The organism is Pasteurella testudinis DSM 23072, from assembly GCF_900176075.1.
Taxonomy (GTDB): domain Bacteria; phylum Pseudomonadota; class Gammaproteobacteria; order Enterobacterales; family Pasteurellaceae; genus Chelonobacter; species Chelonobacter testudinis.
Map to the genome: position 1 here is coordinate 41,939 of NZ_FWWV01000009.1, position 15,158 is coordinate 57,096.

Below are 15,158 nucleotides of genomic sequence, written 5' to 3' on the forward strand. Positions count from 1 at the left end.
TTGTTATTTATGAAATAAAATACCTATCATCCCACTACATAAGGACGCACCATGAAAAAAACAGAATTTCCTGAAGTTGAACGCTTTTTCAGTTTTTTACTTGTGCTGGCTAGCATTATCTTCACTGCGCCTTATTGGGTTCTCTATTTTTATTTCGATCTATCACCGATGGAAACACTCATTGGCGGCACGGCAATTTATGCTTTGATCGTGATTTTGGGCGCGTGCTTCAATTTTTCCAGTTCAGTCAATCGGGCAATTGATAACCTCGGTAAAAAATAGGGCAAATTATGGAACTGATTATTTTCGCATTCGTTATTTTCGGTTTATTACTCGGTGCAATGACGTTGATTACTCTTGCTATTGCCGCCGTTCCTGTTGCTATATGGGCTTATCAGTATTCACTACTCGTTATTGCATATATCTTGTTGATCGGTGCTGGGTTATGGTTAGCTGAAATTCATTTTGCCCTTGGCTTTGCTGCTTGGGTTGGGTTGCTCGTTCTTGCTTATGTTCGTTATAAACAACAGCAATGTCACAATGCCAGCTGATCAATAATCAACTCCTCAATCAGCTGCCTATCTTGGTCACTAAATCCTAATAATTCCCGTTGCTCATACCGCACTTTGTGCGGTTTTCTTTTGTCCACTGGTGCGGTTAAGCCGTATTGGTGTACGTTAGCGATGTATCCGGCTTGACCGTTAAACCCCATTTCGGCGCTGTCGCCGGTTGCTTTGTGCTTCAGAAAACGGCTGCTTTTCAGTTTGACGAACATGGCGTTGCGCTTGATTCTGCCTTTGTTTTTTTGTTTTCGGCGTGGAATATATGCCGAGCCGTCGGGATTTTTCTGTGCGCCGATGCGTTGCCGCTGGTTGGCGGCGACTTTCTGCGCCACGCTGCGCAATAGTTTGCGCCGTTCGGCAACGCTGAAACGGCTCAACAATGCGCCGAAACGCTGTTCAAGCTGCAAGCTGTCCATTATTCACTCTCTCGAACCAGTTCATTTTTGATATACAGTTTCCACTTGGTTACGTCCGCAAATTCATCAAGCGGCGGTTCGCTCAAGTGTGTGATGATGTTTTCGCCCTCTTTTTCTTGCACGCGCACCGATTCGGTCAGGCGAATGCGGATCTGCACGTCTACACTGTCGTTATTCAACTGCTCGGTTGTAAATTGAATGCTGTTTTCACGTCGGCTTGGGTTTTCGACAATATCGGGCTGATTGCGGCGCACAAAATCCATGATCGGCACAATCAGCACGTCAAGCGGATAAACAAAATCGGTCACGATCACGGTCAGCCAGTAGCGGTATTCAAAACTTGCTGATGTTGCACCGGTGCCGACGATTTGCCCGTCTTCCACGAACATCAACAGCTTATCGGGGTTCTGTTGGAAATCCGGCAGAATTTGGCTGATCGCATGGCGCAACAACTCGGCTTTTAGCATTTTCGGTATCCTTTTTCGCGTTTTTCAACAATCCCTTGGCAGGTGACGCAACGGCGGCAGCCAACAATGGTTTTACGACGCAATTCGGGAATCGGTTCGCCGCAATCATCACATTCCAATGCGCCAATAGCGGCGGTTCGGCGGTGCTTCGCCAGTGCTAAATCGCGTTGCAATTGTTCCAGTTGGCTGGCTCGGTCTGAAATATCACTCATATTTTCTCAAATTTTCGTTGTGTTGATTAATGCAGGATTGCAGGGCGGCGTGTGCAAGGGCGCACACTTCCAGTTGCCCCAAAGTGCGGTCGAGGGCGTGCGCCAAATCGCCGTTGTTGTTGATCGCCAACCGCACTTTATCGGTGCAAAGTGCTGTTTCAGGGCAAAGCAGCGGCTCGGGCGGCAGCTGTTTATAAACGGTGGTTGAACAGCCGCTTAATATTGTCAGGCACAGGCTGATTGCGCCAATCTTGATTTTGTTCATGTTCTAACGCCTCGGTAAGTTGTTGGTTGCGGCTGTCGGCTTGCTGTTGCTGCTGTTGTAAGGCGTGATTGAGCTGGTCACGCTGTTGTTGATATTGTTGCAGCCGTTGCGCCTGTTGTTGCTGTTGCGCAGTCAGCAGCTGATTTTCACGCTGTAAGGTGCGGTTCTGTTCGGTCAGTAATTCGGTTTTGCGTTGGTAATGCCCAACCGCACTTGCGCCAATTACAATCGAAATCAGCAGTGCATAAATCAGCCCATCGCGTAGCGTTATGCCAAACATAATGCACGCTCCTTGGCCCGGCGGACTTGCAAGCCTTTGGACGGTTTGCCGTTGAAATACACCCAGCGGCTGAACTGATCACACATTGCTGCGCGGTAGCCCTGATTTGCCATTCTGAACAGGGTTGATTTGCGCATTTTTCCGCAGCCGACGTTAAAAGTGAGGCTTGTCATTGCCTCGAATGCCCCTTGCGGCATATTTTCGCCGTTGCCGTAACGATTTACGCAACGTTCGGCGGCGATAATGTCTTTTACCCAGCGGGCGGCAATTTCTTGGTCGGTATAAGTGCGGCTTCGGTCGATTTTTGCTCCTCCTGCTTCGGTGCTGCCGATGCCGACGGTCAGAACATCAGCAGGACACTGATAGGGATTGCGCATACAGCCTTCGGCGTTGCCGATTAAGTTTAAGCCCTGTTCACCACTGCGGATTTGGTCGCTGTATTGATTGAGTACAATGCCGACAATCACCGCCACACTGCACACGACAGCTTTTTTAATATGTTTCACGTTGATAGCCTCGTTCTTTTTCAATTTTTAATTCTAATTCTTTCAGCTTGATCTGGTGTTCTTTACGTTTGTAGTACATATTCGTCAGCAATGTGGCAAAGCCGAATAGAATGCCGAAGATTGCCGCCCAATCGCTGATCGATAGTCCGCTCAAAACAGCCACTATTGATCCGATATATGATGTCGCACCGGAATAATCTTTAATCATGTTTTAATCCCATAACTGCAAAATGCTGTTATTCGTTGCTTGGGTCACGTTGTCCAGTTCTGGCAACATAACCGGCGTTCCGATGTCTAAGGTCGCACTTTTCAGCAGTAGCGGATTGAGTTCCGCAACGATTTCAACAATGCCGGCGGTTGTACCGAAATGGCGATAGACAAGTAGATCCAAGTTGTCGTTTTGTTGCGCATATACGGTTTTCATACCAGTTCCGCTGTTAGTCGCACTTCACCCAAAATATCACTGATCGCAAAGCGAGCATTGCGCCGCAATTCGCCGATCAGCGGTTCGTTTTCGTCAGCTTGTTTGCGCCCTGTGTTGGTTGCGTCGTAACTGCGGTAATGCTCGGTCAACTCGGCAACCGCAAGGCAGTAAACCGCTCTTTTGTAACGTTGCACCGCCACGGATTCACCGTCAATGTGGTCGTCACCCACGTTCGCCAGTTTATCCACGCCATTATTTTGTTGTTGTCGGCGAAAGGCTTTCAGGTCGTGATTCACACTGGCAATCGCTTCAATTACTGCACTTTTCAGCCGCTCGTTGGTCACAGTGCCGTCAATACGCATGGCGTTGCGCAGGGCGTGCAACGAGATGTAAGGAAAAAAACCGTCACTGCGGATCGCTTCGTCCTGTGTCGCATTTTCGCTAACACTGGTTTTTAACCGGTCCATGCTGTAATCGGTGACTTTTTTTATTGCAATTGTGTTGTTCATGTTTTTCACCTAAAAAAATAGCGGGGTGAGGGCTTTTATCGCATGATAAATCATCGCTTTTGCCCGCCCCGCTGCTGGCGTGATACGCTCTGTTAATCGGTGTGTTCTGCAGTGTTGTCCGCTTCTGCTTGCAATTTATCGACGACTTTTGTCAGCTTATCAATATCTTGCTTCACACCGATGTTATTGTTCAGTTCCATGGCACGTTTCAAGTTTTCCAGTGCCGCAATCGGGTTGTTTTCTTTCTGCAGCAATCCGATCTCTTTCAGCAATTTTGCCCGCACTTCGTCCGGCATATCCTGTGCTTGGGTGATTTCCTTGACTTGGGTCAGCAGTGACAAATCAAACTCGGTTTTGATGTCGCGTGCGATTTTGGCTTTGTCGGCAAATTCTTCCGCAATCAGGGTTGCCGTGGTACGGCTAAAATTTTCGGGCAAAACAAGATCATGAAACAGTGCATATTCGCCGATGCGGATTGCCAGCGGATAATCGCCGCAGTCAATCGCCCATGTGAGCCATGTCATCAGCACGTTATCTTGATAACCGCTGCCGGTACTCAACACGCCCTCAACCCAAGGTAAATACTCCGGCAAAATTTTGGCTTTGAATTCGGCTTTGGCTTCTTTCGATTGAATCTCTTTCAACGCTCTGCGATGTGTCGCCAGCTGATGCAACATCAATTCGTATGCACTCACGTTATCGAGCATTTCGCCCTGTGCGGAACTGGCTTGTTCCGCACTGACGCGTAAAAAATGCGCTTGGGTTGGTCGCATATTAGCCCCCTGCGTTGTCTGCCGGTGCGTCAATCATTTTGATGTTTTTCAACAACGCAACCATATCGTAATTTTCCACCACGAAATCATCGTTAGAAGAGGTGAAATCTTCGATGCGATCCCGTTTGGCGTTGTCAACAATGGTGCGGCGCATTGCGGCGTCTTGATAGTAGATTGACAGATTATCTAATCGGGTGATCAAGATTGTGCCTTTCGGCATGAATGGGGCTTGGATTGCACGCAAACCGCCAACCCGTTTTTGGCTGACGATGGTATCGCCTGCGATCTGCTCGGTCGCTTTCGGGTCGTTGTATAATGGGAAGTATTTATCCGCCATTAGGTCGCGCCCCATAATCGCCACCAGTTTAGTATCGTCTTGGAACTGCGGCGCAATCAAATCACTCACTGCGGCAAACACCAACGCATCTAAGGTTTTGTAAGTTTTGCCTGTGCCGACTTCTATTTTTCCGCTACCGCTGGTTTCTTCTTTCATTGCACGCTGTGGTGCGGTTTCTTCGATTTTCTTCAGCCAGCCTTTTGCCACATCTTGCAACAACGGTTTAGACGTGCGGTTTGAGGTTTTCACACGTTCTTCACCGTTGAAGCCAATCATGATGCGGTCTAACGCCATGCGTTCCGCTTTCAGTTTGCCCACACGTTTTGCAAAATCAGGGAATTTGCGCCACATATCTAACGTGCCGTAGCTCATGTGGGTGTCGTAGTTGATTTGTTGGCAGTGGTAGGCAATCGCATTCAGTTTGTGCAAATCTTGGGTTTCGCGGTCTTTCTGCGTTGTGTCGGTGGTACTGGCAATCGTGCCGGCAACGCCTAAGCCCAAGGTTTCGCCCTGTTGTTCGGTTACGCCGATCACGTTAATCATGCGCAAAAATTCAGAGGATTCTTGCACCACGTTTTCTAATTTTTGTTGCACGCTTGGTGTAACGGCAAATTTTTGACCGGCAACAATGCCGTTAAAATCAAAGCCGTTATCTTTGGCCACGCCGACTAAATATTGGTTAAAAATTTCACGGGTTTCTGTTCTCATAGCTAATCTCTCAATAGGTTAGAAAAAGCGGCTGTGGTCGCCGTTCGGTGTGCCGGTTGCAACTGGCATTTCGCTGTAACCGGCTTCCGGTTGTGCTGCCAACTGTTTAAATTGGGCTTGCAACGCACTGACCGCACTTTGCAAGGCGGTAAGGTTTTGCAGGTTTGTTTGTTGTTCCGTTTCAAGTGCGGTCTGCTTTTCGGTCAGCTCAGCGGCATGCGCCGATAACAGTTCAATTGCTTGCGTTTGGTCGGCAAAGCGAGCCTCGTCTTTTTTACTTTTGCCGGTTAGCAGTTCCGCAACACGGCTAAAGAGGGAAACGCTCTCTTTTTCCTCTTCAATCTCTTCAAGCTGTAGCGAAAATTCCAAGGCTTCGGAAATCAAGTTGTCGGCTTTTTGCTTGCGCTCGGTCAGCGGATTGAGTTTCGCACCTGCGCAGAATTGCAACATTTCAGTGCCAAGACTTGCCGGGGAATCGGTGACGGCTAACCCGACCAAATAGGCTTGCCCTTTGTCGGCAAAATCCAAATCGATTTCAATTGAGGTGTAAATCTTTTGGCGTTCTTGGGTGAGCTTAATCAAGTCGTCGGTCGGTTCGATTTGCGCCAACAGTTGCAATTTTCCGTCGTCACGTTCTTCGGTTTTCAGTGCCAGCACGTCGCCATAGGCTTTTGAGTGCGGTTCATCTTTCCACAGCATCCGGAATTTGATGTGTTCAATGTTGATGCGTGCGCCGTAGGTATTTTTCGGATCGTAGTTGGCTGCCATTTGCGTCAGCCATTCGCGCGAGATTTTGCGCCCGTCAGTGGTTGCGCCCTCGGTGGCAACGACAAACCATTTTGATTTTTTGCTCATAGCAGTGTCCTGTACTGGGTTGATATTTTATTGATCGTGGTTATGGTGCGGACTTTTCAAAGTGCGGTCTATCGTTGCTGATTGTGTAGTGTGATTTGACAAAAGGGCGACAGCGTTATTTTTCCGTCTGCCGAATATTATGCGAGGCATGAAAACAGAAAATAACACACTGATAATCTTAGACGATAAACGCCAAGCCCGATTGATGTATTGGGCTGGCTATCGTATTGTCGAAATTGCAAAACAGCTTAACTTGCCAGCTTCAACAATTTCCAGTTGGAAAGAGCGGGAAAAGTGGGACGATACCGCCCCGATTGGACGAGTGGAAGCCACACTAGAAGCACGTCTAAATTTGCTGATTTTGAAAGATGTCAAAGAGGGCAAGGACTATAAAGAGATTGATTTATTAACGCGCCAACTGGAACGCACCGCACGAGTGAAAAAATACAGCAACGGCGGCGGCAATGAATCCGATCTCAATCCAAAAATCAAAAATCGTAATAAGGGTGAACGCAAAGCGGCGGATAAAAACCCGATCACACAAGAACAGGAAGAACTGCTGATTAACGGTTTGTTGGCGACGATGTTTCCTTATCAGCGCCAGTGGCATGATGCAGGATTAAAACACCGAATCCGCAATATTCTGAAAAGCCGACAAATCGGCGCAACCTATTTTTTCGCCCTTGAATCTTTTGTTGATGCACTCAAAACCGGACGCAATCAGATTTTTATTTCTGCTTCCAAAAAACAGGCGTTGCAGTTCCGATCTTATATCGTGGACTATGCCAAGCGCACTGCAGACGTGGAGCTTAAAGGCGAAACCATTGTGCTGCCGAATGCCGCCGAATTGATTTTTCTCGGCACAAACAGCAAAACTGCACAATCCTATCACGGAAATTTGTATTTTGATGAAATTTTCTGGGTGCCTCGCTTTGAGGAAATCCGCAAAGTCGCTTCGGCGATGGCTTCGCAGAAAAAATACCGTCAAACCTATTTTTCTACACCGTCCACTTTGGCACATTCTGCCTATCCGTTTTGGAGCGGTAAGCGTTTCAATCGCGGACGGCCAAAAGCGCAGCAGGGCGAGTTTGATATTTCGCACGATTTCTTAAAGTGCGGTCGAGTAGGACCGGATAACCAGTGGCGGCAAATCGTCAATATCTACGATGCCGAAGCCGGCGGCTGTAATCTGTTTGATATTCATGATCTGAAACTGGAATATTCCGCTGATGAATTTGAACAGTTGTTTATGTGTCAGTTTATCGACGATAACGAAAGCGTGTTTAAGTTTTCAATGCTACAACGCTGCCAAGTTGACAGTTTAGAGATTTGGAAAGACTTTAATCCGTTGTATCTGCGGCCGTTCGGCAATCGTGAAGTTTGGTTGGGGTATGATCCTGCATTTACCGGTGACCGTGCTGCCCTTGCAATTGTTGCGCCGCCACGGGTTGAGGGCGGCAATTTCCGCACCCTGCATTATCAAACCTTTCACGGTATGGACTTTGCGCAGCAAGCCGAACGCATCCGCCATTATTGCGATTACTACAACATTACCCGAATCGGCATTGATATGACCGGACTTGGCACGGGTGTTTATCAAATCGTTAAAACCTTTCGGCCCGATGCCGTCGGTTATCAATACAATCCTGATCTAAAAAATCGCATGGTGCTGAAAGCCTTTGATGTGATCAGCAAGGGGCGAATGGAGTGGGATTCAAACGGCAATGACATTCCGGCCAGTTTTATGTCAATCAAAAAGCAACTGACTGCCAGTGGAAAACAAACCACTTATGTTGCTGATCGCTCGGAAGAAGCCAGTCACGGCGATATTGCGTGGGCGATTATGCAAACCTTAATCAATGAGCCGTTCGATGGTAACACAGCGGTCAATAATTCATTTATGGAGATCTATTCGTGAAAGAACAAACTCAAAAGATTGAAGCCTTTAGCTTTGGCGAACCTGTGCCGATGTTGGATCGTGCCGAGATTTTGGATTATTTGGAATCAACGATTTTCAACCAAAAATACTACAATCCGCCGTTGGAACTGGGCGGACTGGCAAAATCTTATCGCGCTGCGGCACACCATGCCAGCGCAATTCAGATCAAGAAAAATATTTTATTGAGTACCTGTGTACTGGATAAACGGCTATCAAAAACAGAACTATCAAAATTCATCTTGGATTATTTGGTGTTCGGCAATGCCTATGTTGAGGTGGTCAAAAATCCGTTTAGCAAAGTGATCCGTCTTGTTGCGCCAAAAGCTAAATATATGCGAAAAGGCGTTGAACATGGAAAATTCTACTATATGCCGCAAGGCATTTACAACGAACACGAATTTAAACCGAATGCGATTTTTCATCTGTTTGAACCCGATGTTAATCAAGATGTGTACGGCATTCCCGAATATTTGGCGGCGATGCAGTCCGCTTGGCTGAATGAATCCGCAACCCTGTTTCGGCGCAAGTATTATTTGAACGGTGCGCACGCAGGCTTTATTTTGTATATGTCCGACCCAGCGCACAATCAAGATGATATTAATAATCTGCGTGAGCAACTGAAAGGCGCTAAAGGACCGGGCAATTTTAAAAACCTGTTTATGTATTCCGCAAACGGTAAAAAAGACGGCGTGCAAGTGATACCCCTTGCCGATGTTGCCGCCAAAGATGAATTTTTAAATATTAAAAATGTCAGCCGTGATGACGTGCTTGCCGCCCATCGCGTGCCGCCGCAGCTAATGGGGATAATCCCGAATAACACTGGCGGTTTCGGTGATGTGACAAAAGCAGCTGAAGTGTTTTTTGTCAATGAGATCCAACCGCTCCAAGAACGCTTGCAAGAACTGAATCAATGGCTAGGTGAAACCGTGATCAGCTTTAAAGATTACGAACTGTTGAAAGAAAAAGACGGCAACGTCAATCCCTAAATCTCATTTCACGCCTCAACTTTCCAACAAAAAAGCCCCGAAAGGGGCTTTTTTACGCCAGTAAAACAAGGTTTAATGCCTTGTTTTAAATAAATATTTCGACAAATTATTATACCATTTTCAACAAAAAAAGCACATAAAACAGCTATTTTCCACACTGATTTTTTCTACAAAAAACCTCAAAAAATCGCCACCAACCCCACGCCCGCGCGCTCGTATCCCCGCCACGCCCGCGCACTAAATATGTCGCTTTCAACTCAAATTCAGATCCTAGATAGATCCAAACGGTAACTGGTACTAAAGAGATCCAAACAATCAGATCTTTCAACGCAAAATAACGCACAAAAACGCAGGTTTCAGATCTTTTTTGTGAGCTGTATCAGATTTATTGATTTATCTCTTGTTTTTGATAGTGCGCACCATTTTGCACCAGAATGTATTTAGATCCTTGATCTAAAAATGGATCGTGTGCCGGCCCTAGGCACCACTGATAAGCATAATCTTTGTCTAGTATATACTGCATGTTAATACGTTTTATACTATAAAATCTTGCTGTATCTATAGAACATATCTTCACTCAAGAAAGTATGCTAAATCACATACCTCCTAATTGTACCTCAGATAGCTATCGGCTGTAAATCTATATCCAATAACATTCCGATAAAAAAGTATAGTTTTGAAGAGAACTACCAAGCATGCGAATGCTTTAATAACCATCAATTGGAAATGCTGTTCACGTTGTTTAAAAAAGCAAATAAAATAAGCGTGATAAATTCTCTATATTCAGCAGTGCATTGATTGTCTACCAAAACCACGAATATCTGTTTTATCTTCGTGTGGTAAAACTTATTAACAATTCTAGGATATCTTGAGGGCTTTCCCTCCTCTTAAAGCTTGATTTATTACACAACATTAGAAATGGTTTCACAGAATAATTGATGAAACTGGAAGATAAATTACTAGAAGTCATTTTGGTTTCGTATTTCTTCATCAAGATAATAGCGCCTCTGCGTTGTTTCCGTGCTTTTTGAAACTTTCTCTTGATAGCTAACAGCTCCTAAGGATACTTGTAGCCCGATGTTATATAGAACTGTAGGTGTACTAATTGATTGTTTTCGTTGCGCTGTTTAAGCGTTTTAATATTGTGTAACAACTAGCACTTTACTACATACGAATGCTCTCAGACAAACAGAAGTCAGATGCTTAATTTTGAATCTTCTTTTTCGCAAGTTGGTTGTTTGTGAATAATTTTGAAGTAAGCTATTGCTCTATCCATATGAAATTTCCTCAAACACTCATCTTGTTTATTGAGTGTTTGAGGACTGGAATATAATCTTAGATAATTATCTAATTATGAATATCATTAATTACATAAAATTCATATCATTCCCATTTCATTGTATGTGCATACCATTCTACTTTACCTTGAATTAATTCAGTTGTGATTTTTTCGGGTGCTAGATAGAGAGAATTATAAAGTAGATTATCACAATTGATAAATATTCCGCCTTGTACATCAAATTGTAATCGTCGGATAGTTTGTTGAGAGTTAATATTGACTAAGTATAAACCATCTTTAAGCCCCTCAATACATTTTAATCCATAGACAGATTGATACTGGAAAATACTAAGAAGCACAATATCACCGTTATAGATAGTCTTTTCCATGCCATCATCAGGCATCTTAAACATTTTTAACCTATCATTTTGAACTACAATTGTTAGCCTATTCTTTTCTATCCAATCAGTCCTAAATGCATAATTTTTTGCACTAGTTTGCTGTTCCGGTGATATGCATTCAATATACGTAAAATTTCTATCTTGCGTAGCTGTATCATCTGCAATGCTAAAACCCAAAAAAATTTGAGTTTTGAATGGCAGGGAGGAGTAGTGGTATTCGAATGCTCCACCTTGTATGCCTTTAGAAGATTTCCTTTTTTTCCAGTTTTCTATTTTGGCTTTTCTTGTCACATTGGTTGCAAGTTGCGGTAACCCAGCAATTCCTGCAAGATCTTTTGCTAAAAACCATTCTTTATTTATTGGCATAAAATATCCTTTAGATATTATAAATCAATATGTTAAACCATCAGTTTAATATTATTGAAATCATAATTGATTTTAATGTTGATTAATTAATGATTTTATAATATGATTTAAATCATTCTTGAATAAGTTGTTGTGTGATAAGAGATAAAATTTGTAGTAAGGATCGCATAAAATGTGATAAAAAAAAAGAAGTAACGATCAGTAGTCCAATGGCAGATTTAAGAATAATTAACTATGAAATGTACTAGGGAAGGGGGCTGCAAATAGCTCCCTATGAAATCTACAGTTACAATTATTTTTAAGGACTCAGTATGAATAATAAAATTTCTTTTAAAGGGTTATTACAAGAATTTTTATTTTATCGACATTTAAGACCTGAAACGGTCAAATGTTATAAAAAAGCAATCAAGCAGCTAACCGACTATGCCCCAGACCTATATCCTGATGATGTATCATCTACAATCCTTATAAATTGGAGAAACAATATTCTTAGAAGAGTAAAACCGACATCGTGGAATACTTATGTTAGACATTTGAGAGCTGTATTCTCATTCGGTATTGAGCAAGGACTTATATCTTTGAAGAAAAATCCATTTCAAAGAACATTTATTCGAGAAGAAAAATATAGAAAGAAAGTATATTCTGAAGAACAACTGATTCAATTAGAAAATTTCTTCAAGCAAAAAATAGTTGTTCCAGATTATTTAAAACCAATCTGGTTTATAGAGGCATTGGTAATGACTTTTCGCTATACAGGGATTCGTTGTTCTCAGTTACTACAATTACAGATTAAAGATATAAATTTGTCAAAAAGAGTAATTAATATTTCCCCTGAAATTAACAAAAATCATGATTATCATGTGTTACCTATTTCTGATAAATTATTTCCATACATTGTTAAACTCTTAAAGGAATTAAAAAGTAAATCCCAATCTTTAGATGATCAATTGTTTAATATAAATCTTTTCTCACATGTTGTGAAAAGGCAAGGATTACCAATGTCGATAAATCAGATAAACCATATCTTTAGAACAATATCTGAGCAAGTTGGTTTTAAGGTATCTTCGCATAGATTTAGACACACCATTGCAACACAAATTATGAAAGATCCTAAAAATCTTTATATTGCTCAAAAATTATTAGGGCATAAAGATTTAAAGGTTACTCTGAGTTACATTGAGCATGATGTTGATGCAATAAGGGATTATGTGAACTTATTATAAAAGTAATAAAGACATAATATTAATTTTACATTGATACAGTGAAATTTTTTGAGGGATATCCTAATCATATAGGTTATCCCTTTATAGTTTTTCAACATGTTTCCGAATCATATCAATATCATATTCAATATAGCATAAAGTCGTTTGTATGTTCTTATGCCCGAGTAATTTTTGGGTGATATAAACATTTTGAGGTTTTCTCATCAATTGTGTTGCAATGGTATGCCTAAAACGGTGAGGAGATAGCTTAAAATTTAAGTGCTTAGATAAAACTCTAAAAAGGTGTGTTAGCTGATCTGTTGTCATGATCTTATTTTTATTTCGAGTTGATTCTGAAAATAAATTAATATTAAATAATTGACTGTTTTTATTTGAATTTGATTTTCTATGCTCAACTATTAGCCTTTCTAAATGGGGATGAAGCTTTTTATTGATTGGGATTATATAGTAGTTGTGGTTTTTATTGATTTCTTCTGATATGAAAATTGTTTTTTGGCTTAAATCAATATTGCTAATTTTTAATTTTAGTAGCTGTGAGCGACGAATTGCTGTAAAGCGTAATATATGTAAAATTGCTAAAGTAAACCACCAAGGTTGTAGGTAATTAGGAATAATAGTGATATATAAATCCGGTGTGATTAATAATTTATCTAAATATTGTAGTTGAACCTGAGGAATCAATTTATGTTGAGATTTTTCTTTTCTAACTTGGGTTTTAGAAAAAGGATTATCTAATCTATTGACTAAATGGTATTCGATAGCAAAGTTAAATATTGCATGGCAATGACGCGAATAAGTATTCCACGAAGTGTTTTTTATAGATTGTAAAAGATCGTTACGCCAAAAAATAACTTGCTCCCTAGTTAATTTTTCAGATGAAATGTAAGGATAATATTTAATCAAAAGATTTACTATTTTTTGATAACTTTTCTTTGTATCTACTCTATGTTGCTTATCAAAATAAAATTTATCTAATATTTTTTGAAAAATTTGTTTTATTTCTATAGCTTGTTCTTTCGAAAAAATATCCAAATTTGATATGGTTTTATTATCGTATAGGTTTCTCATAATTTTTCTCCTTTTCTAGTATATTAAGAGAATAGAATGCCCTTACACGTAATTGATAAGCATGCTGTTTAATTTAGTTAATCAAAAATATTTCCTAAGTATTTCATTAGATTATTTAGATTTCAATAGCGAATGATTGATTTTGTGATATGCTTAACATATTGATTTGCGATAGAAATTTATCTTGACAGAATATTATTACATTTTTAGTATTGGAATAGTAAATGACTCTAAAAGAGTGGATGTGAGTGAAAGCTATTATATATCTGGAAGAGGGTATTTTTAATTAGGGCTAACTTAGATTTATCTTGATGACTTAAGATAGCCCTTAATACTGTATCCTAATGATAGTGAATTTGAAAGCTTTATGCTTAAATTTCAAAATCGGATAGTGATTTTCCATTGTTTAATGCTGTTTGAATTGCTTTTGGTGTTCTACCTTGTCCAGTCCAAGTTTTTGACTTACCATTTTCATCTGTAAAGTGATACTTTGCTGGGCGAACAACTCGCTTTTTACTTTTTGCTGTATGATCCTCTAACAGTATTGAGGCTAATTCTTCTTTGCTCAATCCACTGTTATTTAAATACTCTTTGAACGAAGTGATTTTTTGCAAACGCTGTTCTTCTTGCTTTTTGAGTATCAAAGATTCTTCTTTTTTCTCTATGATAACGCTAGTAAATTTTGCAGAGATAGCTTCTAATTGTTCTAACGAGAGATCTTTTACCAAGGTGCGTAGCTTACGAAGATTTGAAAGTGCTTTAATTAATTCATTCATAATTAATCCTATAAAATTAAATGTAGTAAGAGGAGCCCCATAGTATGAGTACTATTTGATATTTTAATGTGGTTATAATAAAAAATAAATAGTATATGTTAAATTAATAACCAAGACTGAATATGATTTTTAATACTTTATTTATAATTCCAGGTTTATGAAATAGAGCTGGTCGCCATCCCAAACATACCGCACTTTGGTTTGTCGTTCACGACAGGCTTTCTCAATCCGTCTGCCGAGCGCATCATATTTGTAATACCAGGTTTGCCCGTTGGGTAGCGAAAGGCAGGTGAGTTGGTTTGCNCCGTTCCANTGGTANCGGGTTTCCCGTTGGCGGTAACCGTGTTTGAATTCGGATTTGTGNGTNAGCCGTCCGGCGTTGTCGTAGGTGTACTGNGTATCGCCTATCCGCTGTAAGCGGTTGCCTTTTTGGTATAAATCCGGGTTGCCAACCTGAATTTGTTCATGATAGCGTGCGCTAAACGGGTCGCTGATTAAGCCGTAACTCGGCAAGCCGATGTCTTGTTTATTCAGATAGCCGTTGGCATCGTAAGCATAACGTTCTTGCAGGCGGTCTCGTTCAACCACTTCCGTAATTTGNTTATTCCGATTGAGACTAAAGCTCAGGCGTTGTTGTTTGTCTTGTGTGNCAANGGTGTTTAAGGCTTTATCGTAGCGATAGTGTTTGTCGATTTGGGCAAAGCTCGGGCTCTCAATGCCGGTGGCACGCAGTTCGTCGCGATTAAAAAAGTGCTGCGGCTCGTAGCCTGCCCGTTGTTGCAACGGCAAACCCATACTGTTGTAG

Annotated in this window: 20 protein-coding genes; 5 read left to right on the forward strand and 15 right to left on the reverse strand. The window is 41.6% G+C overall.

Annotated features, from left to right (window positions below; genetic code table 11):
* Window positions 1–51: 51 nt before the first annotated feature.
* A complete protein-coding gene (locus B8880_RS05280; protein ID WP_084256576.1) occupies window positions 52–282 on the forward strand; it encodes a hypothetical protein in 231 nt (76 codons plus the stop codon).
* Between the two features lie 8 nt (window positions 283–290).
* Complete coding sequence (locus B8880_RS05285; RefSeq protein ID WP_084256577.1) at window positions 291–551, forward strand: hypothetical protein; 261 nt, start codon at window positions 291–293, stop codon at window positions 549–551.
* Here the strand turns inward: B8880_RS05285 and B8880_RS05290 are convergent.
* From B8880_RS05290 to B8880_RS05340, 12 genes are all read right to left on the reverse strand, one after another.
* Window positions 536–979, reverse strand: a complete 444-nt coding sequence (locus B8880_RS05290; protein WP_084256578.1) for a phage virion morphogenesis protein — start codon at window positions 977–979, stop codon at window positions 536–538. The genes B8880_RS05285 and B8880_RS05290 overlap by 16 nt on opposite strands.
* Entirely contained in the window at window positions 979–1,446 is a 468-nt protein-coding gene (locus tag B8880_RS05295) for a phage tail protein (RefSeq protein WP_084256579.1), read from the reverse strand. Before B8880_RS05295 ends, B8880_RS05290 begins: the two co-directional genes overlap by 1 nt.
* Window positions 1,440–1,658, reverse strand: coding sequence for a TraR/DksA family transcriptional regulator (locus tag B8880_RS05300; protein ID WP_084256580.1), 219 nt, complete (start codon window positions 1,656–1,658; stop codon window positions 1,440–1,442). The genes B8880_RS05295 and B8880_RS05300 overlap by 7 nt, the downstream gene beginning before the upstream one ends.
* On the reverse strand, window positions 1,651–1,923 hold the full coding sequence (gene lysC, locus B8880_RS14245; protein ID WP_143933404.1) for an Rz1-like lysis system protein LysC: 273 nt from the start codon (window positions 1,921–1,923) through the stop codon (window positions 1,651–1,653). Before lysC ends, B8880_RS05300 begins: the two co-directional genes overlap by 8 nt.
* Window positions 1,850–2,203, reverse strand: a complete 354-nt coding sequence (locus B8880_RS05305; RefSeq protein ID WP_084256581.1) for a hypothetical protein — start codon at window positions 2,201–2,203, stop codon at window positions 1,850–1,852. Before B8880_RS05305 ends, lysC begins: the two co-directional genes overlap by 74 nt.
* Window positions 2,191–2,709 carry a lysozyme gene (locus B8880_RS05310; protein WP_084256582.1) on the reverse strand — a complete coding sequence of 173 codons (519 nt, stop codon included), beginning with the start codon at window positions 2,707–2,709 and terminating at the stop codon, window positions 2,191–2,193. Before B8880_RS05310 ends, B8880_RS05305 begins: the two co-directional genes overlap by 13 nt.
* Window positions 2,696–2,917, reverse strand: coding sequence for a phage holin (locus B8880_RS05315; protein ID WP_084256583.1), 222 nt, complete (start codon window positions 2,915–2,917; stop codon window positions 2,696–2,698). Before B8880_RS05315 ends, B8880_RS05310 begins: the two co-directional genes overlap by 14 nt.
* A gap of 3 nt (window positions 2,918–2,920) precedes the next feature.
* Window positions 2,921–3,133, reverse strand: coding sequence for a tail protein X (locus B8880_RS05320; RefSeq protein ID WP_084256584.1), 213 nt, complete (start codon window positions 3,131–3,133; stop codon window positions 2,921–2,923).
* On the reverse strand, window positions 3,130–3,642 hold the full coding sequence (locus B8880_RS05325) for a head completion/stabilization protein (protein WP_115306412.1): 513 nt from the start codon (window positions 3,640–3,642) through the stop codon (window positions 3,130–3,132). Before B8880_RS05325 ends, B8880_RS05320 begins: the two co-directional genes overlap by 4 nt.
* Before the next feature lie 92 nt (window positions 3,643–3,734).
* Window positions 3,735–4,415 carry a phage terminase small subunit gene (gpM, locus tag B8880_RS05330; protein WP_084256586.1) on the reverse strand — a complete coding sequence of 227 codons (681 nt, stop codon included), beginning with the start codon at window positions 4,413–4,415 and terminating at the stop codon, window positions 3,735–3,737.
* 1 nt (window position 4,416) lies between these two features.
* On the reverse strand, window positions 4,417–5,460 hold the full coding sequence (locus tag B8880_RS05335; protein ID WP_084256587.1) for a phage major capsid protein, P2 family: 1,044 nt from the start codon (window positions 5,458–5,460) through the stop codon (window positions 4,417–4,419).
* Between the two features lie 18 nt (window positions 5,461–5,478).
* A complete protein-coding gene (locus B8880_RS05340; RefSeq protein ID WP_084256588.1) occupies window positions 5,479–6,315 on the reverse strand; it encodes a GPO family capsid scaffolding protein in 837 nt (278 codons plus the stop codon).
* Between the two features lie 148 nt (window positions 6,316–6,463).
* Between B8880_RS05340 and B8880_RS05345 the strand changes: the two genes are divergently transcribed.
* Both B8880_RS05345 and B8880_RS05350 read left to right on the forward strand, forming a co-directional pair.
* The gene (locus tag B8880_RS05345; protein WP_084256598.1) at window positions 6,464–8,233 is read left to right on the forward strand and encodes a terminase large subunit domain-containing protein; all 1,770 of its coding nucleotides are present in this window, start codon (window positions 6,464–6,466) and stop codon (window positions 8,231–8,233) included.
* Window positions 8,230–9,240 (forward strand): phage portal protein, encoded by a 1,011-nt coding sequence (locus tag B8880_RS05350; RefSeq protein WP_279626858.1) that lies wholly within the window; start codon window positions 8,230–8,232, stop codon window positions 9,238–9,240. The genes B8880_RS05345 and B8880_RS05350 overlap by 4 nt, the downstream gene beginning before the upstream one ends.
* Before the next feature lie 1,383 nt (window positions 9,241–10,623).
* Here B8880_RS05350 and B8880_RS05355 read toward each other — a convergent pair.
* Entirely contained in the window at window positions 10,624–11,286 is a 663-nt protein-coding gene (locus B8880_RS05355; RefSeq protein WP_084256590.1) for a helix-turn-helix domain-containing protein, read from the reverse strand.
* Window positions 11,287–11,747: 461 nt separating this feature from the next.
* Between B8880_RS05355 and B8880_RS05360 the strand changes: the two genes are divergently transcribed.
* Window positions 11,748–12,509, forward strand: a complete 762-nt coding sequence (locus tag B8880_RS05360; protein WP_084256599.1) for a tyrosine-type recombinase/integrase — start codon at window positions 11,748–11,750, stop codon at window positions 12,507–12,509.
* Window positions 12,510–12,590: 81 nt separating this feature from the next.
* Here the strand turns inward: B8880_RS05360 and B8880_RS05365 are convergent, their stop codons facing one another.
* The gene (locus B8880_RS05365) at window positions 12,591–13,577 is read right to left on the reverse strand and encodes a tyrosine-type recombinase/integrase (protein WP_084256591.1); all 987 of its coding nucleotides are present in this window, start codon (window positions 13,575–13,577) and stop codon (window positions 12,591–12,593) included.
* A 371-nt stretch (window positions 13,578–13,948) separates the two neighbouring features.
* Window positions 13,949–14,353, reverse strand: a complete 405-nt coding sequence (locus B8880_RS05370; protein WP_084256592.1) for an H-NS family histone-like protein — start codon at window positions 14,351–14,353, stop codon at window positions 13,949–13,951.
* Window positions 14,354–15,158: the final 805 nt, after the last annotated feature.